Genomic DNA, 23,275 nt, shown 5'->3' with positions numbered 1-23,275 from the left:
GTCGTCCGGCCGCCGTCCCCCGCGTCCCGCGCCCTGTTCGTGTGTTCTCCCGGCTCTTGGACCGGCCGCCGACGTTTGCGGGGCCTCGCCGCGTGCCAGGGATGGGGACATGCCTGACACGACACTGCTGCTCTCCCCCGAGGTGCGGGAAGCGCTCGACGCGCGCCGGCCTGTCGTCGCCCTGGAGTCGACGATCATCGCGCACGGTCTGCCGCGACCGCGCAATCTGGCCGTCGCCGAGGAGCTGGAAGGGCTGGTACGGTCCGGCGGCGCGGTCCCCGCCACCGTCGCCGTGCTGGACGGCCGGGCCCATGTGGGCCTGGACAAGGACCAGTTGGAGCGGGTCGCGGGAGATCCGTCCGTCCGGAAGCTGGGTCACCGCGATCTCGCGCCCGCGCTGGCCACGGGAGCCAGTGGCGCGACGACGGTGTCCGCCACGGCGTTCCTCGCCGCGCGCGCCGGGATCCGGGTCTTCGCGACCGGCGGCCTGGGCGGTGTCCACCGCGACTGGACCCGGGCGCAGGACGAGTCGGCGGACCTGCGGCTGCTCGCCGAGACCCGGATCACGGTGGTCTGCGCGGGCGTGAAGTCGATCCTCGACGTACCGGCGACCTTGCAGCGCCTGGAGACCCTGGGCGTCGGGATTCTCGGGTACGGCACGGAGTACTTCCCGGGCTTCTACCTGACGTCGTCCGGGGAGCGCGTCGACTGGACCGTACACGGTCCGCGGGAGGTCGCGGCGGTGATGGCCGCCCAGGACGCGCTCGGCGGGCCACAGGCCGCGCTGATCGTCGCCAATCCGGTTCCGGAGTCGGAACAGCTCGATCCGCTGTTGCACGACCGGGTGCTCGCCGAGGCGCTGTCGGAGTGCCGGGAGCGGGGCATCGAGGGGCAGGCGGTCACCCCGTTCCTGCTGGGCGAGCTGATGCGGCGTACCGACGGCGCGTCCCTGGAGGCGAATCTGGCGGCCGTGCGCGGCAACGTACGACTGGCGGCGCTGATCGCGGCGGCACGGTGAGCGGTCCGGGCCCCGCGGACAGCGGTCCGGGGCCTGTGGACGAGGACCGAGCCGCCGGTGCCCGCCGCCCCACCCGAGACTCCGGAGCGGGCTCGGGCTCGGGCGCCGGCGGGCTGCTGATCGTCGGGGACGTCGTCACCGACGTGGTGGCCCGGCACCGTACGCCGCTCACGCACGGCACGGACACCGCCGCCGAGATCCGCACCCTGCCGGGCGGCGCCGGGGCCAACGCGGCGTGCTGGGCCGCGTCCACGGGGTGCGCGGACGTCCGGCTCCTGGGCAGGGTCGGCGCGGACGCCGCGGTGTGGCACGAGGCCCGGCTGAGGGCGGCGGGTGTCCGGCCGCTTCTCGTCGTGGACGACGACGCGCCGACCGCGACCGTCGTCTCGCTGGTCGACGCCGCCGCCGAACGCACGTTCCTGACCGACAGCGGGGCCGTCCTGCGTCTGTGTGCCGCCGACTGGTCGGCCTCGTTGCTCGACGGGGTGGGCCGGCTGCATGTCTCCGGCTACCTCTTCTTCGCCGCGACGAGCCGTCAAGTGGTGCGGGCGGCCGTGGAGTCGGCGGTGGCGCGTGGCGTCCCGGTGAGCGTGGACCCGGCGTCGGCGGGTTTCATCGCGGACCTCGGCGCCGAGCGGTTCCTGGCGGCGGCCGACGGTGTCGGCGTACTCCTGCCGAACGCGGACGAGGCCCGGCTCCTGACCGGAGCGCCGGATCCCGAGAAGGCGGCGGCCGAACTGAGCCGCCGCTTCCCGCTCGTCGTGGTGACGCTGGGACCGGACGGCGCGCTGGTGGCGTCGGACGGAGCCGTAACGGCGCGTGTTCCGCCCCGTCCCGCGCGGGCCGTGGACTCCACCGGGGCGGGCGACGCGTTCAACGGAGCCTTTCTCGCGACCCTGTTGACCGGCGCCGACCCGGTGACGGCCGCGGCGGCGGGCTGCCGCGCCAGCGCCTTGGCGGTCGCGCTGCCGGGCGGGCGGCCACCAGTGCCGTAGGGCGTAACTCCCGCTGGGCACCGCTCAGCTCCGCCGCGGCGCCCAGGCGGGGTGGCGCGGGTCGTCCGCCGTCACGAGGACATCGGCGGCCTCGGCCGGGCCGACCTCCCGCTCGTACCGCTCGAAGGCGGGCAGCGTCCACCGCTCGCCCGCGTCGGTACGGCGGCGGAGCGCGGCCGGCGACAGCCGCAGATGCACCGTGAGGTCGAACGGGAACCAGTGCCCGAACAGCAGCGGTCCATGCACCAACAGCACGCCGCCCGGCGGGAGTTCGACGCGCCGGCTGCGCGTCGCGCGGTCGGTCGCCGGATCCCACAGATCGGGCAGCACCCGGCCGGTCCCGCCCGCTTCCACCGGCCCGAACACCTCGCGCCACAAGGCGCCCGTGTCGAACCAGCCGTCGTAGTACGAGTCGGGGTCGTGCCGCCCGTACTCGTACCGCAGCGACGCCGGCCGCAGGAAGCCGCCCGCCGCGACGACGAGCACCGAGCGGCCCCGGAGCCGCAGGGCGTCCGCGAGCGCTTCGGCCGGTACGCCGGGGTGCGCGGCGGGCGCGCCGTCCACGGCGATACGCAGCCAGGGACCGCCGTCGCCGGCCTTGGTCTCCAGGGCACGCTCGGCCAGCGCGTCGGTCAGCCGCTCCCAGGTGATCGCTTCGAGTCTCACCGTTCCATCATGGTCCAGGGGGTCCAGCGGCGGGCGCGTGCACGTGCGGCGCCTCCCCCGCGCCACATGCGGCGCGCCTACGCCGGGCTACGCCGGGTCGTAGTCCTGGATGCGGCGGCCGTGGCCGCGATACGTCAACGCCGGTAGCCGCCCCGGTCAGTTCCTCGACGATCCCCGGTACGTCGAGCGTCAGCAGCCTGCGGTCGCGCATCAGCACCTTCCCGTCGACGATCGTGGTCAGCACATCGGCGGAGCGGGCGCTGTACACGAGCGTCGCGGCGTGATCGTGGACGGGCCGGGTGTTCGGTCCCCTCAGGTCCACCAGGATCAGATCGGCACGCCGTCCCGGAGCGAGGGCGCCCACCTGGTCGCCGAGGCCGACCGCGCGGGCGCTGTGAGCGGTGGCGTGGTCAAGTGCCTGACGGGCCGTCAGCCGGTGGGGATCGCGCTCCGTCGACTTCTGGATCAGCGCGGTGAGCGTCATGCTCTCCCACACGTCAAGGGTGTTGTTCGACGCCGCCCCGTCCGTCGCCGAACCGACAGGCACCCCGATCGAGGCCAGCTCGCGCAGCGGTGCCGGGTCCCAGCCGAACTTGAGCCAGCCATTGGGCGCGGTGGCGAACGCGACGCGCCCCGTGCCGCGCCGGAGTACGGCGAGGTCGCCCTCGGCCAGACCGGTGCCGTGGGCGACGAGCACGTCGACGTCGAGCAGTCCGGCACGGTGCAGGGTCTCGACGGGCGTACGGCCGGTCGCGGCAACGGCCGCGCAGCCGCAGCGCGAAGTCGAGCGACCGCTCCCGGCCGGCCGCGCCGTCGCTGGAGAAGTAGGCCCAGCCGAGGTTGGCCCGCAGCCCACTCGCCTCGGTGGCGGCGGCGACCTTGTCCATGGCGAAGTAGTTGTCGGCGAAGGTGGTGACACCACCACGGATCATCTCGGCACAGGCGAGCAGGGCGCCGAGTTCGACGTCGCGGTCGGTGAGATTGGTTTCGATGGGCCAGATCCAGTCGTTGAACCACTCCTCGATCGGCATGTCCTCGGCGATGCCGCGCAGGGCCACCATCGGTGTGTGCGTATGGCAGTTGATCAGTCCGGGCATGGCGAGCAGCCCACGCGCGTCGATGCGTTCGACCGCGGGCAGGCCGGCGACGGCCTCAGGGGTGGTGACCGACTCGATGAGACCGTCGCGTACGACGATCGCGCTGTTGTCGAGGAAATCGATGGCGGCGTCGTCGGCATCGTCCGTGTGACCGGTGTGGCTGGTTTGACCAGTTTTGCCAGCGTGGCCGGCGTGGCCGTGGGTCAGCGTGGTGCAGCCTGTGACGACGAGATCGGCGGGCCGACTCTCAGGAGCGGTGGTCGTCGCAGCAACGCACCGCGTCGCGGGAGGAGCGGCGGTCATGCGCTCGTGCGGGTGGTTTCCGGGCGGGGCCCGTGTTCCGGCGGAGTCGGGTGGCGGGTGCTTGCGAGAGTGAATCCGCACGTGCCGCCGCTGCGTGCGAACCGCCCCAGAGAGAGCGCCCTCCCCATGCCGATCGCCCAGCAGACACCCCAACTCCCCCTCTGCCCGCGCGCCCCACGCTCCCGCGGGCAGCGCGCATGGGTCGCCGTCGCCGGTGCCGCAGTCGCCGTACTGGCGGTCGGCGCGCCCGCCGCGTACGCGACCCTCGACAGCGAACAGCGGCCCAACCAGACCCAGACCCAGACGCGCCGCGGTGCGGACTACGTCGAGACGCGGCTCTTCTTCGGTACGGAACGGCCGGACGGCGGAGCGGATGTGACGGATCGTCAATTCATGGCGTTCATCGACCGGTATGTCACACCGGACTTCCCGTCCGGCCTCACGATCCAGGAGGGCCGCGGCCAGTGGCGGGACTCCAACGGCGTGATCGAACGTGAGCGTTCCTACGAGCTGATCCTGCTGTACCCGGCCTCTGAGGCGACGACGCGTGACGCGCGCATCGAGCGGATCCGCAAGGCGTACGAACGCGCGCACGCCCAGGACTCCGTGGCGAGGCTGGACGAGCGGACGCGCGCCGACTTCTGAGCGCGGACGGGCGCGGGAGCGCGCGGCAGGCCCCGGGGGTCGTAAACGGCCCCCGGGGCGGGCATTTCTCCCCTATGACGACTCACCCGCGCCCCCTGCTGCTCCTCGACGTCGACGGCCCCCTCAACCCGTACGCCGCACGGCTGCCCCGGCCGCCCGGGTACACGACGCACCGTCTGCACCCGGCGAACTGGCTCGCCCGCCAGACACCGGGATCCCGGCGCCACAGACGTGGCCTGCGGGTACGGCTCAACCCGGCCCACGGTCCGGTACTCACCGCGCTGCCCTTCGAACTCGCCTGGGCCACCACCTGGATGCACGAGGCCAACAGCATGATCGCGCCGGCCGTCGGACTGCCGACCGATCTGCCGGTGATCGAGTGGCCGGAACTCTTCGCGACGGACCCGGACGGCCTCTACTGGAAGACGCGCCCGCTGCTGGAGTGGGCGGACGGCAGACCCTTCGCCTGGGTCGACGACATGATCACCGACCTGGACACCACGTATGTCGCGACCCATCACGACGGCCCCGCGCTGCTGTTGCGCATCCACCCACGACGGGGGCTGCGGGAGAGCGACTTCGCGACGCTCACGCGGTGGGCGGAACTGCTCTGACCCGGACGGGCTGCCCGTGCGCCACCTGTCGAGCGCGAAGGACACCGTGAATCGCTCCAGCCGTTGAGAGCCGTTGAGACGCGTTGAGAGGCATTCACCGCTTGACGCTCGCAACGCTGTAAACGGCTTCGGCCAAAGGGCGTTGGGCTGCTCGCGCACCACCACGCACGCCCACCGGAAGGCACGCTTCCGCCGAACCCGAATCCGTCCCGACCAGGCGAATCGAGCCATGCGGGAATTCCGTACGACCATTGGCATGGACCTGCCCATGATCCTTGGATACGCTCCGGCCGGGCGGATGAGAGCGCTCTCACTTGCCCGCTGTCCCACTGTTCCATCCCCACGATCGCTGGAACAACCGAAGGGCGAATGCCTTGAGACGCAAGACAGTTGTACGCACCGGTCTGTCCGCACTCCTCCTCGTCGGCACCTGGGCCACGGCCGGACTCGCACCGGCATCGGCCGCCGCACCCGACTCCGCGTCGGCCTCGACATCGACATCGGCCTCGACATCGATGTCACCCTCGAAGACGCAAGCCGCGTCCGACGGCGTGATCACCGGCATGCAGAAGGAATTCGGTCTGACGAAGAGTCAGGCCGTCGCCCGCCTCGCCGCCGAGAGGACGGCGACCGCCATCGAGACCAAGGCGGAGCGCGCGGCGGGAGCCTCGTACGGCGGCTCCTGGTTCGACGCGGCCGACAACACCCTGACTGTCGCCCTCACCGATGCCAAGAAGGCCACCGCCGTACGCGCGACAGGCGCCACGGTCAAGCTCGTGAAGCACAGCGAGCGGGCACTCGACGCGACGATGAAGCGGATCGACGCGCTCTCCGCGCCGGCCGGCGTGAGCAGTTGGCGCGTCGACCCGAAGACCAACCGGGTCGTGGTGAACGTCCTGGCCTCGGAGCGCACCGACAAGGCCGTCGCCGGATTCGTCGCCAAGGCCGAGAAGACCGGTCCGGTGACGGTGGTGGAGACCACCGAGGCCCCCACCACCGTCGCCGCCGGTACGGTCGGCGGGGACCCGTACTACACGGGCAACGTCCGCTGTTCCATCGGCTTCTCCGTATACGGCGGCTTCGTCACCGCCGGTCACTGCGGCCCGCAGGGCCAGTCGGTGCGCGGCTGGGACAACTCCGCCATCGGCGACTTCCAGGGATCGTCCTTCCCCGGCAACGACTACGCGTGGGTGAACGTCGCCAACGGCTGGTGGACCGTACCCGTCGTCCTCGGCTGGGGCACCGTGTCCGACCAGTTGGTACGCGGCTCGAACGAGGCCCCTGTCGGCGCCTCCATCTGCCGCTCCGGCTCCACGACGCACTGGCGCTGCGGCAACCTGCTGGCCAAGAACGTGACGGTCAACTACGCACAGGGCGCCGTCTACCAGATGGTCCAGACGAGTGCCTGCGCGGAGGGCGGCGACTCGGGCGGCTCGTTCATCAGCGGTGACCAGGCACAGGGCGTGACGTCCGGCGCCTCGGGCAACTGCACCAGCGGCGGGCAGAGTTTCTACCAGCCGATCAACGAAATCCTCAGCACGTACGGGCTGACGCTCCACACAGCCTGAGCCGGCGCCACAAGGTGAAGCCCGCCGCGCCGAGGGAACCGTCCACCTCATACAGAGGGCCGCGTCTCACTCGACGCGACGGGCTTCACCGTTCTGATTTCCCTCTCGGGCCTCGGTGGTGCCGCGCGAAGTGCGCACGGGTGCGCACGGCTCCCTGTGGGCTGAGGCCCCCGCGTCAGGCCGGGTCGCCGCCGCCCGCGCCGCGTGAGCCGCCACCGCCCTGGTTCATGTTGCCCATCGATCCGATCTGGATGACCGGGCCGTGCGTCACGCTGCCGCTCATGGTGTTGTTGTAGACGACGGTGGTCGGCCGTGGTTCGGGCGCCGGCGGTGTCAACTCGTCCAGCAGGGCGCGGAGTTCGGCAGCCGCCGCCGGGTCGGCGGCGAGGGTACGGCGAAGGCGGGTGCGCCATTCGGTCTGGACGTCGGCCGCCAGATCGTCGTCCTCGTCCCGCCGGGCCGCGACCAGTTCGGCCTGTGCGGTGTCCAGCTCCTCCTCGACCGCGGCAGGGGTGGCCGGGCCCCGGCCCGTGAAGAAGGCCACCATCCGGTCGCGTGCCGCCGTCCAGCCGTCCGTTGCCATCTGCTGTACGAGGGCGGTCGCCCCCGCCGCCGCCAAAGCCACCAATTCGGCTTCCACCGGGCCCCCTTGGTCCATGGTTGGTTACTGATACGAGCCTACCGGTCACCGACCGAGAAGGGCCGTGAGCGCACCGACCGGGTCGGTGTCCGGGGTGCCCCGGGGCCACCAGTCCTCGCGGTCGCGGTCCGACTCGTAGCCGTACCAGAGTCCGTCGCGGCCGAAACGGAGTTGGAGCGACGGCTCCGAGAGGCGGTTGCGCCAGGGGCGGAAGTGCGGAAAGTCGGCCGCGACGAGCGCGGGGCGGGCACGGTCGAACGGACCGGCGGGCGGATCCCATGCCTCTTCCAGGACGGCCAGCCCCGCCAGGCCGCCCTGGCGCCAGGCGGCGACGGCGCGCGCCAGGTCCGTGGGGCTGTGGTCGGTGCCCGCCGACAGGTCGCGGTAGAGCGCGCGGGTCGAGGCGGTGAGCCCGGAGCCGGGGTGGGCGGCGGCCAGGCGGACGGCGTCCTGCCAGGGGGTGAGGCCGGCAACGGGGTCGATGCCGGTCGCGAGGAAGGTGTGCGCGCGGGCGGCGGCCTCGGTGGCGAGCAGGTCGAGCGCCAGCGGGTCGGGGGCGCCGGGTGTGTGCGGATAGACCGGCGGGCGGCCGGGGTTGGCGGGCAGCGGGAACGGGGGCGGCAGGGTCCGCGGCGGGTGGGATGTCACCGCCGTGGCCGCGTCGACGGTGGGCATCGGCGGTGCGGCCGTGGTGCGTTCGGCGGCGGAGCGGGTGGCGTTGCGGCGGGTCAGGTCGGCCAGGATCTCGTGCTCGCCTCGTCCGCGCATCAGGAACAGCACGAACGGGTCCTCGTCGAGCAGCCGCGCGGTCTGGTAGCAGAGCGCCGCCGCGTGCTTGCAGGGGTAACCGTCGTCGGGGCAGGAGCAGTCGGGCGTCAGATCACCGGCTGTGGGCAGCAGGTCCGCCGAGGCGGCGAGCGCGTGCGGCATCTCCTTGTCGAGGAGGGCGGCGATGTGGTCGGGGCGGGCCGCCGCCGCGTCGAGGAGATCTTCCCAGTCGCCGTCGCCGAGGGTGCGCAGCCGGATCTCCGTACGGTACGGGCGGGGCCGGGACCCGTGCACGTACGCCATGACCCGGCCCGGAGTGACCGTGATCGCGTCCACGTGGCCACCGGCCGCGTAGGCGCGCCCGCGTCCCAGCCGGGCGGGGTCGAGCGCCGAGTCCTCCATGGACTCCACCCAGGCGTTGCCCCACCAACTGGTGGCGAAGTCCGCGTCGCCCGTCGGGCCGGGCCGGGGCGCCACGGCGGGGAACGTACGGCGGCGGTCGTCGTGCCGAGAGGCGCGCGGTGCGCTCATGACGGCCTCCGCAGCGAGACGAGATCGGCCAGTTCACGGTCGGTCAGCTCGGTCAGGGCTCCTTCGCCCGAGCCGAGCACGGCGTCGGCCAGGGCGCGCTTGGCGGCCAGCATCTCGGCGATCCGGTCCTCGACAGTGCCCTCCGTGATCAGCCGGTGGACCTGCACGGGCTGCGTCTGGCCGATGCGGTAGGCGCGGTCCGTCGCCTGCTCCTCGACGGCCGGATTCCACCAGCGGTCGTAGTGCACGACATGGCCGGCCCGGGTGAGGTTGAGACCGGTGCCGGCGGCCTTGAGGGACAGCAGGAAGACGGGGGTCTGTCCTGACTGGAAGCGGTCCACCATCCGTTCGCGCTCGGCGACGGGCGTGCCGCCGTGCAGGAGTTGGGACGGGATCGCGCGGGAGGTGAGGTGCGCGGACAGGAGCCGCGCCATCGACACGTACTGCGTGAAGACCAGGACGGAGCCGTCCTCCGTCAGGATCGTGTCGAGCAGTTCGTCGAGCAGGGCGAGCTTCCCGGACCGGCCGGTGAGCCTGGCCTGCTCCTCCTTCAGATACTGCGCCGGGTGGTTGCAGATCTGTTTGAGGGCGGTGAGCAGCTTCATGACCAGTCCGCGCCGGGCGATACCTTCCGCGCTCTCGATGGCGGCCATCGTCTCGCGCACGACGGCCTCGTACAGAGACGCCTGTTCGCGGGTGAGCGGCACCGGGTGGTCGCTCTCCGTCTTCGGCGGCAGCTCGGGCACGATCCCCGGGTCGGACTTCTTACGGCGCAGCAGGAAGGGGCGGACCAGCCGGGAGAGCCGTTCCACGGCCTCGTCGCTCGCGGTGGTGCCGGCCGACCCCGCGTGTTCCACGTTCTCCACGAGGCGCGCGTGGCGGGCGCGGAAGGATTTGAGCGGGCCCAGGAGCCCGGGGGTCGTCCAGTCGAGGAGCGCCCACAGCTCGGAGAGGTTGTTCTCCACGGGGGTGCCGGTCAGGGCGACGCGGGCGGGCGACGGGATCGTGCGCAGGGCCTTGGCGGTGGAGGAGAACGGGTTCTTGACGTGCTGGGCCTCGTCGGCGACGACCATCCCCCAGGTGTGGGCGGCCAGTTCGGGCGCGCTGCCGCGCATCGTGCCGTACGTGGTGAGGACGAACCCGTCCGTCACCCCCTCCAGGGTGCGGCCCGAGCCGTGGAATCGGTGGACCGGGACGCCGGGCGCGAAGCGGGTGATCTCCCGCTGCCAGTTGCCCAGGAGGGAGGCGGGGCAGACGACGAGCGTCGGGACGGGGCGGGCGCGGTGCAGATGGAGCGCGATGACCGTGATCGTCTTGCCGAGGCCCATGTCGTCGGCGAGGCAGCCGCCGAGGCCGAGTGAGGTCATCAGGTCGAGCCAGGCGAGGCCGCGCAGTTGGTAGTCCCGCAGGGTGGCGTCCAGGGCGGCGGGCTGCGGGACGGCCGCCGGGCCGTGGACGAGCCGGTCGCGCAGGACCGCCAGCGCCCCGGTGGGGACCGCCTCGACCGTCTCGCCGTCGACCTCGGCCGAGCCGGTGAGGGCGACGGCCAGCGCGTCGACCGGGTCGAGCAGGCCCAGCTCCCGCTTGCGCGCCTTCCGTACGAGGGCGGGGTCGACCACCACCCACTGGTCGCGCAGCCGCACGATGGGCCGGTGCGACTCGGCGAGCGCGTCCATCTCGGCCTCGCTGAGCGGATCGCCGTCGAGCGCCAACTGCCAGTTGAACTTGAGCAGTTCGGTGCTGTCGAAGAAGGGCGTGCCGTCCGTGGCGGAGCCGGGCGCGGGGCGTACGACGGCCGCGGCCGAAAGTGAACGGGCCAGCTCCCTCGGCCAGTGGACGGCCACCCCGGCGGCGGCCAGCCGCGCGGCTCCCGGACCGAGCAGTTCGTACAGCTCGTCCTCGGAGAGCGGCAGCGCGGCGGGGACGTCGTACTCCAGCAGCCGGGCGAGCGGCGGCCACACGCGGGCGGCGCGGCGCAGCGCGAGCAGGGCGTCGATCCGGGCGCGCGGTCCGAAGACGTCGTCGCCGTCGCCCGCCCAGAGCCGGGCCGCGTCCATGACGAGCGTCGGGTCGGCGAGGCTGTGGATCTGGACGAGCGCGGCCCCGGCGCGCCGCTCGTCCCCCGCCTCCTCCGGGGTCTCCTGCGCGGACGAGGAGTCGAACAGCTCGTACGCGGACAGGTCGAGGCGCAGCGACACGCGCACCCCGGCGTCCATCCCGGCCGCCGCTTCGGCCGCCCACGAGCGGGCGCGGGGCAGATGCTGCGCCTCGTGCGCGGCGAAGGGCGCGCCCGCGGCGAACGCGGCGGCGGGCGTACGGGGCAGGGCGTCGGCGATCGCGTCGAGGAAGGCGCGCACCAGCGCTTCCGGCTCGGGAAGCCGGAGCGGGAGCAGATCGGGGAGGGGCGCGGCGTGCGCCTCGTACGGCATGGCGGCGGCGATGGCCCGCATCTGGGCGATGTCGTCCGCGTCGAGCGGGCCGGCCCGCCAGGCGTCGTGGTCGCAGGCGGTGAGACCGGGCAGCAGCCGGCCCCGCGCGGACAGGTGCAGGGCGTGCAGGGCGGCGGCGCCCCAGCAGGTGGCCGAGGGGTGGGCGAAGGCGTCGGTGCGGGCGCGGACCAGCAGGGGCACGGCCTCGGCGACGGGCATGAGCACGGCCCGTACGACACGGGTGCGGACACCCGCGCCGGGGCCGGTCGCCCCCTGCTGTTCGGTGGAGTCGGTGGAGTCGGTTGAGCCCGCAGGGGCGGCCGGGTCGGCTGGAGCCACGACCGTGAGGTCACTCGTGGGGAAGTCGCTCCCGGCGGGCGGCTCCCCCTCGGGGGCCCAGAACGCGACGCGCCCTTCACGGGGCAGACCGGCGGGAAGGAAGACCGCGGCGCAGTGGGCCAGCGGTGTGGGGGCGGCGGGCACACGCGCCGTCGCGGGCGCGCGCCTCGGCGCACCGTTCGCCAGGTGGGCCGCTGTGTGGTTCAGCGCGTGGTTCAGCGCCTCCCGCGTCATCGTCACCCACTCCCTCCACCTCGGTCGCACACGTCAAGATCTCGTTACTTCGCGAGTCTAGGCGGGGGGTCTGACAGTGCCCTCGGCCTTGGACCGGACGCGGCGGCGCAGCAGGACGACGAGGTCCACGGTCGTCGGCGCGCAGGTGGTCGTAGCCTCGGACCCTGGGGGCCCCTCCGTGATGCGCGGTGTCGCTTTCAGGGAGGTGCGCACCCGCCGGACCGCCGGATCTCCTGTCGGCCCGTTTCGGAGCCCGCGCCCCGTGGATCAGGGGTGCGGACCGGGTACATCACTTATAGGAGGTGCGATGCCATGCGCACCGGAAATGAACCCGTCACCGCCCGCAGTGCGCTGCGGATGCGCTGGTGGCTGAGTCTGTGGGGCCTGATCTGGACGGGCTTCGGCACGGCCGCCTTCGCGATCGCCGGCCGGCCGGGCTGGGCGATCGGCTGTGGGGTGCTGCTGCTGATCGTCGCCACGGACTTCGTGGTGGTCCTCCACCATAAGCGGCAGGGTTCGCGCTACCAGCCCGGCCCTGACGTCCCGCCGTACGAAGATCACAGCCACGATCACAGCCACCGGAACGCCGGCACCGACAGCGACTCCGATACCGGCACCGGCACCGGCACCGGTGACCAGAACGGCAGCGACGCGAGCGACGTCAGCCGTCGGAGTCGAAGCGCGCGGCTTTGAGGTACTCGGGCTTGGGATCGAGCGCCGCCGCCAGCCTGAAGTGCTTCGTGGCCTGCTCGGGCCGCCCCGCCCGCTCGTAGGTGCGCGCCAGCGCGAAGTGCGCGAAGGCGTTGTCCGGCTCGCGCTCCAGGACCAGCTCGAACTCCAGCTCGGCGGGCCGCAGTTGGGCGGCGGCGAAGAACGCGCGGGCGCGCAGGAGCCGCGCGGCCGTGTTCTCGGGATGCGCCGCGATCACCGAGTCCAGCAGCTTGACCGCACCGCGCGGATCGCGCGCGGCCAGCAGTTGCTCCGCCGCGCGGTAGTCGATGACGTGGGTCTCCGGGCTCTCGGGCACGGTCGAATCCTTCCCCTCGGTCCGCGCGTTCAACGTCGCACGGATTAGCGGTATATCAGAGCGGGCCGCCGGCGCGCGTCACCGGTGGGCGGCGGCCCGCTCGACCAGTCGCTCCCACACGTCCCTGACCTGCGGCTCCAGCTTCTCCAACGGCCCGTCGTTGTCGATGACCAGATCCGCGGCGGCATTGCGCCGCTCGCGGGTGGCCTGCGCGGCCATCCGGGACCTGGCCTCGGACTCGGCCATGCCCCGCACCCGTACAAGCCGGTCGAGCCGAGTCCGGGAGGACGCGTCCACGACGACGACCACCTCGTAGAGCCCGGTCAGCCCGCTCTCCACGAGGAGCGGCACGTCGTGGACGACGATGTCGCTCTCCCCGGCCGCTTCCTCCAGCTCCGCCGAGCGTGCCCTGACCAGGGGATGGACGATGGCGTTCAAGGTGGCGAGCTTGTCGCTGTCGGAGAAGACGAGCGAGCCGAGCTTCGGCCGGTCGAGCCTCCCGTCGGCGGTGAGGACGCCGGGCCCGAAGGCGTCGACAACGGCGTCGAGCCCGGGAGTCCCGGGCTCGACGACCTCTCTGGCGATCTTGTCCGCGTCCACCAGCACCGCGCCGTACGAGACCAGCAGTCGGGAGACTTCACTCTTTCCGGCACCGATCCCGCCGGTCAGGCCCACTTTCAGCATGCCTGGCAGCTTAAGCCGTGTCCGGCGGGAGTGGACCTACGCGTCGCCCTCCCGCTCGGCGAGGAACTTCTCGAACTCGCGCCCGATCTCGTCCGCCGACGGAAGCTCCACCGGCTCGGCCACCAGGTTGCCCCTGCTCTCGGCGCCGGCCACCGCGTCGTACTGATGCTCCAGGCCCTGCACCATCGTCACCAGCTCCTCGTCCCCCTCGCCGAGCTGGCGCTCGATCTCGGTCTGGGTGCGCTGCGCCTCCGTACGGAGGGCGTGCGCGACGCCCGGCAGGACGAGTCCCGTCGCGGCGGTGATCGCCTCCAGGGCGGTCAGCGCCGCGTCCGGGTACGAGGACCGCGCCACGTAGTGCGGGACGTGGGCGGCCACGCCGAGCACGTCGTGCCCGGCCTCCATCAGCCGGTACTCCACCAGCGCCTCGGCGCTGCCGGGCACCTGCGCCTCGTCGAAGGGGCTGCGATGGCCCGGCATCAGGTCCGTGCGGTTGCCGTGCGGTGTGATGCCGACCGGGCGCGTGTGCGGGACGCCCATCGGAATGCCGTGGAAGTTGACGGCCAGCCGTACGCCCAGGCGCTCCACGACCTGCCCCACGGCCGCAGCGAAACGCTCCCACTCGACGTCGGGCTCAGGCCCCGACAGCAGCAGGAACGGGGCGCCCGTGGCGTCCTGGACGAGCCGCACCTCCAGCGTCGGTGTCTCGTAGCTCGACCAGCGGTCGCGCCGGAACGTGAGCAACGGGCGGCGGGCCCGGTAGTCGACCAGTCTGTCGTGGTCGAAGCGCGCCACCACCTGGTTCGGCAGTGACTCCAGCAGGTTCTCGACGATCTGGTCGCCGGTCTCACCCGCGTCGATGTAGCCCTCGAAGTGGTACAGCATGACGAGACCCGCGGACTCCTGCGCGAGCGCCATGTCGACGACTGCCAGGCCCTTGGGCTCCCACTCGTACAAATCCTGCGGATCAAGCACGATTACCGGTCCTCCTCGTGTTCCTCAGGAAGAACGCGCCTCCGGGCGTGAGCATTCCCCCCGTGTGCGCCCCTCATCCGGCCGGCGGGGGGTGGAGCGCGAACCCGTACCACCGGCGCTATCAGGACGGGCGCCGGTGCTACGCGAGACAAGTGGCCGACCCCGTACGGTACTTGGCGCCGCGCGCGGCGCCCGCCCCTGTGCGAGCCCCCGTGGGGCACGCGTAAGGCCCGCTCCCCAGGGGGAACGGGCCTTACATCGAGCTGTCTACCGGCTACGGGGTCGGAGCGTCAGCTCTGGCCACCGGCCAGCTTCTCGCGCAGCGCGGCCAAGGCCTCGTCCGACGCCAGGGCGCCGGAGTTGTCCTGGGACTCCGAGGAGTACGAACCGCCGCCGCCACCGCCACCGCTGCCACCCGAGGCGGCGGGAGCAGCGCCCGCCGGGGCGGCAGCGCCCTCGGCAGCCGCGGCCTCGTCGGCCTCGCGGGACTTGATGACCTGAGCCTGGTGCTGCTCGAAGCGGGTCTGCGCCTCGGCGTACTGGGTCTCCCACACCTCGCGCTGAGCCTCGAAGCCCTCGAGCCAGTCGTTGGTCTCGGGGTCGAAGCCCTCGGGGTAGATGTAGTTGCCCTGGTCGTCGTACGAGGCAGCCATGCCGTACAGCGTCGGGTCGAACTCGACCGAGGCCGGGTCGCCGCCGAACGCCTCGTTGGCCTGCTTCAGCGAGAGGCTGATGCGACGGCGCTCGAGGTCGATGTCGATGACCTTGACGAAGATCTCGTCGTTGACCTGGACGACCTGCTCCGGGATCTCCACGTGGCGCTCGGCCAGCTCGGAGATGTGGACCAGACCCTCGATGCCCTCGTCGACGCGGACGAACGCGCCGAACGGAACGAGCTTGGTGACCTTGCCGGGAACGACCTGGCCGATCTGGTGCGTCCGGGCGAACTGCTGCCACGGGTCTTCCTGCGTCGCCTTGAGCGACAGGGAGACACGCTCGCGGTCCATGTCCACGTCGAGAACCTCGACGGTGACTTCCTGGCCGACCTCGACAACCTCGGAGGGGTGGTCGATGTGCTTCCAGGAGAGCTCGGAGACGTGCACGAGACCGTCGACACCGCCGAGGTCCACGAACGCGCCGAAGTTGACGATCGAGGAAACGACGCCGGAGCGGACCTGGCCCTTCTGCAGGGTCGTGAGGAAGGTCTGGCGAACCTCGCTCTGGGTCTGCTCGAGCCAGGCACGGCGGGACAGGACCACGTTGTTGCGGTTCTTGTCCAGCTCGATGATCTTGGCTTCGAGCTCCTTGCCCACGTAGGGCTGGAGGTCGCGGACGCGGCGCATCTCGACGAGAGAGGCCGGCAGGAAGCCACGGAGGCCGATGTCGAGGATGAGTCCACCCTTGACGACCTCGATGACGGTGCCGGTGACGATGCCGTCTTCTTCCTTGATCTTTTCGATCGTGCCCCAGGCGCGCTCGTACTGCGCACGCTTCTTGGACAGGATGAGCCGGCCTTCCTTGTCCTCCTTCTGGAGAACAAGGGCCTCGATCTCATCGCCCACGGCGACGACCTCGTTGGGGTCGACGTCGTGCTTGATCGAAAGCTCGCGGGACGGGATGACGCCTTCGGTCTTGTAACCGATGTCGAGCAGGACCTCGTCCCGGTCGACCTTCACGATGACGCCGTCGACGATGTCGCCGTCGTTGAAGTACTTGATCGTCTCGTCGATCGCGGCGAGGAATGCTTCCTCGTTACCGATGTCGTTGACCGCAACCTGCGGGGTGGTGGCGGTGGTCTCGGTGCTGCTCGTCATGTGGGTAAAGGCTCCGGTACGGACATTGAGTCGTAGGTACTGCCACGCCGAGAGCCCGTATCGCCATCTGCCGGAAGCCGCGCAGCCGAGGGAGCGCCATTCCTGATGAGAGGAAGGCGCCTCGACAGCCGAGGGGACCTACAACAGATGCGAGCGCGGCCTGCTACGTCTGAGGCGCGCAAGCCCGCAGCGCAACCTTTAGCATACGGGGGCAGCCGGACACGGTCAATGCGCGAAGGCGCACACCCGGGGCGGAACGCCCCATACCCGGCACAACAAGCGTTTCATGAGGCCACGCCGGCCGCACCGTAGCCCGAGCCGCAGTCGGCCGGCCACGGGGCGGCACAGGAACGCGGACGCCTCTGGGCACACTACGACGACGGACACGATGAGCCAAGAGCAGGCAGAGCGGTACGAGCCGGAAGCCACCCGGCGCGACAGCGACGGCACCGAGAGCAGCCGCGCCAACCGGGGCTGGTGGAACCGGAACGCGGACGACTACCAGATCGAGCACGGCACCTTCCTCGGCGACGACCGGTTCGTCTGGGGACCGGAGGGTCTGGACGAGGTGGAGGCGGAGCTGCTGGGGCCGCCGGAGTCGCTGAAGGGGCTCGACGTCCTGGAGATCGGGGCGGGCGCGGCGCAGTGTTCGCGCTGGCTGACGAGGCAGGGCGCGCGCCCGGTGGCGCTCGACCTCTCCCACCGGCAGCTCCAGCACGCGCTGCGCATCGGGGACGACGTGCCTCTTGTGGAGGCGGACGCGGCGGCGCTGCCGTTCCGGGACGGCTCCTTCGACCTGGCGTGTTCCGCGTACGGCGCGATCCCCTTCGTCGCCGATCCGGTGCGGGTGTTCCGCGAGGTACGGCGGGTGCTGCGGCCCGGCGGGCGCTGGGTCTTCTCGGTCACGCACCCGATCCGCTGGGCGTTCCCGGACGAGCCGGGGCCCGAGGGCCTGTCGGTGGCCTCGTCGTACTTCGACCGCACGCCGTACGTGGAACAGGACGAGCAGGGGCGCGCGATGTACGTGGAACACCACCGGACGGTGGGTGACCGGGTACGGGACGTGGTGGCGGGCGGTTTCCGGCTGGTCGATCTGGTGGAGCCCGAGTGGCCGGCCTGGAACACCCAGGTGTGGGGCGGCTGGTCGCCGTTGCGCGGGAATCTGATCCCGGGGTCGGCGATCTTTGTCTGCGAACGGGACTGACGTACGACACTCAGGGGTGTGATCCGCGACGACGTCCTCGGCAGCCTGCCCGTCCGTACCGCTCTGCCCGCGCTGGAGGCGGCCCTCGACGGGCCTGGGTGCGCCGTGCTGTGCGCGCCGCCCGGCACGGGCAAGACGACGCTGGTGCCGCTGGTTCTGGCGGGGCTGGTCGGGCTCGTACGACCCGGGGGTGCCGCGCCAGGGCCACCGCGGCGGGTGATCGTCGCCGAGCCGCGCCGGATCGCCGCGCGCGCGGCGGCCCGGCGCATGGCGTGGCTGCTGGGCGAACGGGTCGGCGGCAGCGTCGGTTTCACGGTGCGCGGGGAACGTGTGGTGGGACGCGACACGGTGGTGGAGGTGGTGACCACCGGCGTACTGCTCCAGCGGCTCCAGCGCGACCAGGAACTCGGCGGCGTCGACGTGGTGATCATCGACGAGTGCCACGAACGGCACCTGGACGCGGACACGGTGGCGGCGTTCCTGCTGGACGTACGGGCCACGCTCCGTCCCGAACTGCGGCTGGTGGCCGCCTCCGCGACGACCGACGCCGAGGGATGGGCACGGCTGCTCGGGGACGCGCCCGTAGTAGAGGCGCGAGGAGTGACACATCCTTTGGAGGTCGTGTGGGCGCCGCCCGCGCGGCCGGTGCGTCCGCCGCACGGGATGCGGGTCGATCCGGCGCTGCTGACGCATGTGGCCTCCGTAGTACGCAGGGCGCTGGCCGAGCGCGCGGGCGACGTGCTGGTGTTCCTGCCGGGCGTCGGCGAGATCGGGCGCGTGGCGGGCCAGTTGGGCGGCCCGGACGAACTCGGCGCCGAGGTGCTTCAGGTGCACGGCCGGGCGCCCACGGAGGTGCAGGACGCGGTACTCGCGGGGTCGGGGGACGGCAACCGCCGCGTCGTACTGGCGACTTCGGTGGCCGAGTCGAGTCTGACGGTGCCGGGTGTGCGGGTGGTGGTGGACTCGGGGCTGGCGCGTGAGCCGCGCACGGACCACGCGCGGGGGCTGAGCGCGCTCACCACGGTGCGCGCCTCACAGGCGGCGTCACGGCAGCGCGCGGGGCGTGCGGGGCGTGAGGCGCCGGGCGCGGTGTACCGGTGCTGGGACCAGGCCGAGGACGCGCGGCTCGCGCGGTTCCCCGCGCCGGAGATCAAGGTCGCCGACCTGGCGGCGTTCGCCTTGCAGGCGGCGTGCTGGGGCGACCCGGACGCCTCGGGCCTCGCCCTGCTCGACGCACCGCCGGCGGGGGCGCTGGCCGCCGCGCGGGCGGTCCTGACGGCGATCGGCGCGGTGAACGCGCAGGGCCGGGTGACCGACCGAGGCATCCACATGTCCCGGCTCGGCCTGCACCCACGCCTGGCCCGCGCCCTGCTCGACGGCGCACGGGAGGTCGGCCCGCGCCGCGCGGCCGAGGTGGTGGCGCTGCTGAGCGAGGAACCGCCGAGGGCGTACGGGGACGACCTGGCGGCGGCATGGCGCACGGCGAAACGCGGCGGCGACGGCTACGCGGCACGCTGGCGCCAGGAGTCCCGCCGACTGGCATCGGCCCTGCCGAGAACGCGGGACGGGGCGGGACGGGGCGGCGCGCGTGAGGCCGGCGGCGACGGTGGGCTCGACGGGGGCGGCACCGTCGCTCGTACCGGCCGGGACGAACGCGTACGCGCGGGTGGCGAAGCCGCGAAAGACCGCCATGCCGGGCGGAAACACGACACCGGCGGAACGCGCCGTAACGAGCGGGGCGACGGGGCCGTCCAGGGCCGGAGCGATCGCGCGGCGCGCGCCGTCGGCGCGGGCGAACCTACCGGCGATGGAGACCCTGGGCGGAGTCGGTCCGGGGAGCGCGGGGGGCTGGGTGACGATGTCGTCGTCGGGATCGTGGCCGCGTTCGCGTTTCCCGAGCGGGTCGCGCGGGCGCGTGGCGCCGGGGCGTTCCTCATGGTGTCCGGGACCGGCGCGGAGTTGGCCGACGGGTCCGCGCTGCGCAGCGCGCCGTGGCTGGCCGTCGCCGTCGCGGACCGGCCCGCGACGGCCGCGTCCGCGCGGGTGCGCCTGGCCGCCGTCATCGACAAGGACACGGCCCGTACCGCCGCCGCGCATCTGCTGGTCTCCGGCGAAGAGGTGCACTGGGAGGACGGTGACGTCGTCGCCAGGGACGTGACGCGGCTCGGCGCGGTCGAACTGTCCGCACGCCCGCCGCGCAAGCCCGACCCGGCACGGGTCCGGGCGGCGCTGCTGGACGGTCTGCGCCGCGAGGGCCCCGGCGCGCTGCTGCGCTGGACGCGTGACGCGCAAGCCCTGCGGGAGCGACTGGGCTTTCTGCACCGGGCGTTGGGCGCTCCGTGGCCGGACGTCTCGGACACCGCGCTGCTCGAGCGCGCGGACGACTGGCTGGAGCCCGAGCTGTCGAAGGCCCGGCGCCGCGCGGATCTGGCCCGGATCGAGGCGGGCCAGGCGCTGCGGCGGCTGCTGCCGTGGGCGTCGGGCCAGGCGGGGCGGCTGGACGAGTTGGCGCCCGAGCGCGTCCTGGTGCCCAGCGGATCGCGCGTTCGCGTCGACTACGGCGGGGAGCAGCCCGTACTGGCGGTGAAACTCCAGGAGTTGTTCGGTCTGACGGCGACGCCCACCGTCGCGGGGGTGCCGGTGCTGGTCCACCTGCTCTCCCCCGCCGGACGCCCCGCGGCGGTCACGGCGGACCTGGCGTCGTTCTGGCGGGACGGCTACCGCGCCGTACGCGCGGAGCTGCGCGGGCGCTACCCGCGCCACCCGTGGCCGGAGGATCCGACGCAGGCGGTGGCGACGCGCGGGCTGAAGGACCGGCGGTGAGCCGGGACCGCTCGATGTCCGGACGGGCAGCGGGTGCAGGTGCGGGTGCAGGTGCGGCCCGTCCGGACAAGGTCTAGGCGGGGGCCGCGACCTTCAGTTCGATCGTGACCTTCGCTCCGCCCGCCGTCTCGATACGGAGCAGGAACGTGCCTGTCGCGTCGTCCGCGAAGATCTTCGGGAGTACGAGCAGACCCTGGTCGTTCGTCTTCAGACCCGTCAGCGCACGCAGCGGCTGACCGTCCGCGCCCTTGAAGTGCGGGCCCTTGTCCGCCGTTGACGCGTCGTCCGCGGACTTGATCATGGTGGCCTTGACCGCCACACCCGCGGCGACCGCACCGTCGTTGGTGGCCTTGACCTCCACCGTGTCGGCGAACTCCGCGCCCGGCGCCGCCGTCAGTTCCTTGTCGCCGGTCCTGACGACCGAGTCCGCCTGGCGCTCGGTGACCGTCGCCGTGAAGTCGACGCCCGGGACCGTACGGCTCACGACACTCGCCCGCACCGTGAACTCACCGGTCGTCTCGCCCGCCTGGAGCGCGGGCGCCGTCGCCGTGCCGTCGCTGCCGCTCGTGACGACGGCCTGCTTCCCGCCGCCGGCGAATTTCGTGTCCGTGTCCCCGACGATCAGGAACTGCACGGCCACCTTGCCCACCGCCTTGCCCTTGGCGTCCTCGCCGCGCACCGTGACGCGCTCCGCGAACGCCGCGCCGGCCGTGGCGGAGAGCTTGCCGGTGCCCGCGTTCTCCAGTCGCTCGACGGTCGGCGCCGGGGTGGTGGGCGGCGGCGTCGTTGTCGGGGGCTTCGGCGGCTTGGGGGGCTTCGGCGGCTCGGGCGACGGCGACTCGTTCGGGTCCGAGGGGCCCGGAGTCGGCGTCGAACCCGGTGAGCCGTCGGGGTCCGAGGCGGGCGAGTCGCCGGGACCGTCCGGGTCCAGCGGGCCGGGGTTCGTCGGCAGCACGCCCGTGCCGTCCGGCACCTCGTGGCTGCCGCGCTTGTAGTACTCCAGCCAGGACAGAACCGTCGCCAGATACTCCTGCGAGCGGTTGTAACTGAGGATCGCCTGGTCGAGATTGGCCTTCACCGACAGGTCGCGGTTGTTGGCGCAAAGATAGCGGCCCGCGGCGAGCGCGGCGTCGAAGATGTTGTTGGGGTCCTTGCGGCCGTCGCTGTTGGCGTCCTGGCCCCAGGTCGCCCAGGTGGACGGGATGAACTGCATCGGGCCCACGGCACGGTCATGGGTCTTGTCGCCGTCGTACGCGCCGTTGTCGGTGTCGGAGATGTTGGCGAAGCCGACACCGTTGAGCACCGGGCCGAGGATCGGCGAGAGCGTCGTGCCGTTGTCGTCGACCCGGCCGCCGCGCGCCTGGCCCGACTCGACCTTGCCGATCGCGGCGAGAAGCTGCCACGGCAGATTGCAGCCCGGATTGCTGCTCGCGATGGTCTGTTCGGCCTGCTTGTACGCGTCAAGCACCGAAGCGGGTATACCCGCCTCCGCTTCGGTCGTGCCCGGCAGGTCGATCGAAGTGCCGGGCTTGTCGGGGGTGTTCAGCGGCGGGAGGTCTGTGTGGTACGACGAGTCCCCGGAGGCCGAGTCGCTGTCCGGCGCGCTCGATCCGGACGCCTGCTTTCCGCTGTCACCGCCGCCGGAAACGATGGCCGGGGCCTGCGATGCGGAGAGTGCGGCGACCGCGAGCGCGGCGACCGCTGTGGTGGTCGCCCCTCTACGGAGCCGACGGCCGAATTGCGCTGCCATACGTCTGGTCCCTCCTGGTGAACGGCTGTTCGCGCCCCCCAGCGCGAGGACTCAGGCGACCCTACGGCAACTCCCTGTGCGCGCACACGGGTCGGTGACCGCTTTTCACCGTTTCGCCATCTCCCGGTTTCCCGTTGGGCGACCCGGTGGCCGAACCGTTGGCCGAGAACGGACGTCCTTCATACTGAGCGGCTACTGACTCCGTGCCAAGTGGGCGTGGTCTCCACCTGATCTCCGACCGAGGAGACCGCCCGCACGCCCCAGGGAGAGTGTCTTGCCTTTCACGCTGAGCCATGCCGCAGCGGTACTGCCCGGCATCAGGAGGGACGGCACCTCGCGCGGGCCGCTGCTCGCCTCGGCGCTTGTCGCGGGCTCGATGGCACCCGACACGACGTACTTCGCCGCGACCGCCGTGCCGGACGCCATGGAGTTCGGCGACGTGACGCACGGCGTGGTGGGTCTGTTCACCGTCGACGTCGTCATCGCCGCCGCCCTGGTGGGCGTCTGGCTGATGCTGCGTGAGCCGCTGCTCGCGCTGCTGCCCGCCAACTGGCGGGGGCGGGCGCACGCCTTCGTACGCGGACCCGACCGGCGCCGCGGCCGGCCGGCGGCGCTCGCCGCGCGCTTCTACCTCTCGGCGGTGCTCGGCGCGTCGACCCATGTGGTGTGGGACGCGTTCACGCACTTCGACCGGTGGGGCACACGGATCGTGCCCGCGCTGCGCGACGACATCGCGGGCTTCCCCCTGTACACGTATACCCAGTACGGCAGTTCGGCCCTGGCGCTGGTGGCGCTCGGCTGGTTCACGGTCACCGCGGTGCGCCGGCTGCCCCACACGTCCGCGCCGGTCTCGGTGCCCGTGCTCGTACGGCGCGAGCGCGCCCTCGCGTACGCCCTGCTCGCGGGGTGTGTCCTGCTCGGCATGGCACACCGTGTCGCCCGCTGGTACGCCTACCACGGGCGGGTGACGACGCCGTTGGACGTCATCCCCACCCTGTGCTTCGGCGCCGGGGCGGGGCTGGCGGCGGGACTTGTGCTGTACGGCGCGGCGATGCGGCTGCGTCGTCCCCGCAGCGCCGACCGCGCCGCGCGGCCCGTCGACCACGCTCGTCCTCACTAGGGCCTGTCCGGACCAGGGCCTGTCCGGCGGA

Annotated in this window: 18 protein-coding genes and 1 pseudogene; 9 read left to right on the top strand and 10 right to left on the bottom strand. The window is 72.5% G+C overall.

Annotated elements, in window-relative coordinates; translation table 11 throughout:
* The first annotated feature begins 109 nt into the window (after positions 1–109).
* Positions 110–1,018 carry a pseudouridine-5'-phosphate glycosidase gene (locus OG329_RS33020; protein WP_405800080.1) on the top strand — a complete coding sequence of 303 codons (909 nt, stop codon included), beginning with the start codon at positions 110–112 and terminating at the stop codon, positions 1,016–1,018.
* Positions 1,019–1,053: 35 nt separating this feature from the next.
* The gene (locus tag OG329_RS33015) at positions 1,054–2,013 is read left to right on the top strand and encodes a carbohydrate kinase family protein (protein WP_405800079.1); all 960 of its coding nucleotides are present in this window, start codon (positions 1,054–1,056) and stop codon (positions 2,011–2,013) included.
* Positions 2,014–2,037: 24 nt separating this feature from the next.
* Here OG329_RS33015 and OG329_RS33010 read toward each other — a convergent pair whose 3' ends face one another.
* Positions 2,038–2,679: a uridine kinase gene (locus OG329_RS33010; protein WP_405800078.1), complete on the bottom strand. Its 642-nt coding sequence runs from the start codon at positions 2,677–2,679 to the stop codon at positions 2,038–2,040.
* Positions 2,680–2,766: 87 nt separating this feature from the next.
* A pseudogene (locus tag OG329_RS33005) lies at positions 2,767–4,079 on the bottom strand (amidohydrolase family protein).
* A gap of 126 nt (positions 4,080–4,205) precedes the next feature.
* Here OG329_RS33005 and OG329_RS33000 point away from each other — a divergent pair.
* The 3 genes from OG329_RS33000 to OG329_RS32990 all read left to right on the top strand — a co-directional run bounded on the left by OG329_RS33000 (position 4,206) and on the right by OG329_RS32990 (position 6,906).
* Positions 4,206–4,724 (top strand): DUF3574 domain-containing protein, encoded by a 519-nt coding sequence (locus tag OG329_RS33000; protein WP_405800076.1) that lies wholly within the window; start codon positions 4,206–4,208, stop codon positions 4,722–4,724.
* Between the two features lie 74 nt (positions 4,725–4,798).
* Complete coding sequence (locus OG329_RS32995) at positions 4,799–5,338, top strand: hypothetical protein (RefSeq protein ID WP_405800075.1); 540 nt, start codon at positions 4,799–4,801, stop codon at positions 5,336–5,338.
* Positions 5,339–5,712: 374 nt separating this feature from the next.
* Entirely contained in the window at positions 5,713–6,906 is a 1,194-nt protein-coding gene (locus tag OG329_RS32990; RefSeq protein WP_405800073.1) for a S1 family peptidase, read from the top strand.
* Positions 6,907–7,081: 175 nt separating this feature from the next.
* On the opposite strand, the gene OG329_RS32985 is transcribed toward OG329_RS32990, so the two are convergent.
* The 3 genes from OG329_RS32985 to OG329_RS32975 are packed head-to-tail and all read right to left on the bottom strand — an operon-like array spanning position 7,082 to position 11,757.
* Positions 7,082–7,546, bottom strand: coding sequence for a hypothetical protein (locus tag OG329_RS32985; protein ID WP_405800072.1), 465 nt, complete (start codon positions 7,544–7,546; stop codon positions 7,082–7,084).
* A gap of 45 nt (positions 7,547–7,591) precedes the next feature.
* Positions 7,592–8,845, bottom strand: coding sequence for an SWIM zinc finger family protein (locus tag OG329_RS32980; protein ID WP_405800071.1), 1,254 nt, complete (start codon positions 8,843–8,845; stop codon positions 7,592–7,594).
* Positions 8,842–11,757 (bottom strand): DEAD/DEAH box helicase, encoded by a 2,916-nt coding sequence (locus tag OG329_RS32975; protein WP_405802152.1) that lies wholly within the window; start codon positions 11,755–11,757, stop codon positions 8,842–8,844. Before OG329_RS32975 ends, OG329_RS32980 begins: the two co-directional genes overlap by 4 nt.
* A 402-nt stretch (positions 11,758–12,159) precedes the next feature.
* Here OG329_RS32975 and OG329_RS32970 point away from each other — a divergent pair, with 402 nt between their 5' ends.
* Entirely contained in the window at positions 12,160–12,540 is a 381-nt protein-coding gene (locus tag OG329_RS32970) for a DUF6343 family protein (RefSeq protein WP_405800070.1), read from the top strand.
* Here the strand turns inward: OG329_RS32970 and OG329_RS32965 are convergent.
* From OG329_RS32965 to rpsA, 4 genes are all read right to left on the bottom strand, one after another.
* Positions 12,509–12,874 carry a tetratricopeptide repeat protein gene (locus OG329_RS32965; RefSeq protein WP_405800069.1) on the bottom strand — a complete coding sequence of 122 codons (366 nt, stop codon included), beginning with the start codon at positions 12,872–12,874 and terminating at the stop codon, positions 12,509–12,511. The two genes, OG329_RS32970 and OG329_RS32965, sit on opposite strands and share 32 nt — an antisense overlap.
* Before the next feature lie 78 nt (positions 12,875–12,952).
* Complete coding sequence (coaE, locus tag OG329_RS32960) at positions 12,953–13,558, bottom strand: dephospho-CoA kinase (RefSeq protein ID WP_405800068.1); 606 nt, start codon at positions 13,556–13,558, stop codon at positions 12,953–12,955.
* Between the two features lie 36 nt (positions 13,559–13,594).
* Entirely contained in the window at positions 13,595–14,533 is a 939-nt protein-coding gene (locus tag OG329_RS32955) for a PAC2 family protein (protein WP_405800067.1), read from the bottom strand.
* A gap of 290 nt (positions 14,534–14,823) precedes the next feature.
* Positions 14,824–16,347 (bottom strand): 30S ribosomal protein S1, encoded by a 1,524-nt coding sequence (rpsA, locus tag OG329_RS32950; RefSeq protein WP_023542473.1) that lies wholly within the window; start codon positions 16,345–16,347, stop codon positions 14,824–14,826.
* A gap of 388 nt (positions 16,348–16,735) precedes the next feature.
* Between rpsA and OG329_RS32945 the strand changes: the two genes are divergently transcribed.
* Together OG329_RS32945 and OG329_RS32940 are read left to right on the top strand one after the other, a co-directional pair.
* Positions 16,736–17,551 (top strand): class I SAM-dependent methyltransferase, encoded by an 816-nt coding sequence (locus OG329_RS32945; RefSeq protein WP_405800065.1) that lies wholly within the window; start codon positions 16,736–16,738, stop codon positions 17,549–17,551.
* A gap of 18 nt (positions 17,552–17,569) precedes the next feature.
* Positions 17,570–20,374: an ATP-dependent helicase C-terminal domain-containing protein gene (locus OG329_RS32940; RefSeq protein WP_405800063.1), complete on the top strand. Its 2,805-nt coding sequence runs from the start codon at positions 17,570–17,572 to the stop codon at positions 20,372–20,374.
* Between the two features lie 73 nt (positions 20,375–20,447).
* Here OG329_RS32940 and OG329_RS32935 read toward each other — a convergent pair whose 3' ends face one another.
* On the bottom strand, positions 20,448–22,124 hold the full coding sequence (locus OG329_RS32935; RefSeq protein WP_405800061.1) for a lytic transglycosylase domain-containing protein: 1,677 nt from the start codon (positions 22,122–22,124) through the stop codon (positions 20,448–20,450).
* Between the two features lie 274 nt (positions 22,125–22,398).
* Here OG329_RS32935 and OG329_RS32930 point away from each other — a divergent pair, with 274 nt between their 5' ends.
* A complete protein-coding gene (locus OG329_RS32930; protein ID WP_405800059.1) occupies positions 22,399–23,244 on the top strand; it encodes a DUF4184 family protein in 846 nt (281 codons plus the stop codon).
* Positions 23,245–23,275 lie beyond the last annotated feature (31 nt).

It is taken from the genome of Streptomyces sp. NBC_01506 (assembly GCF_045040295.1).
GTDB lineage: Bacteria > Actinomycetota > Actinomycetes > Streptomycetales > Streptomycetaceae > Streptomyces.
This window is presented reverse-complemented; position numbering and strand designations above follow the sequence as displayed.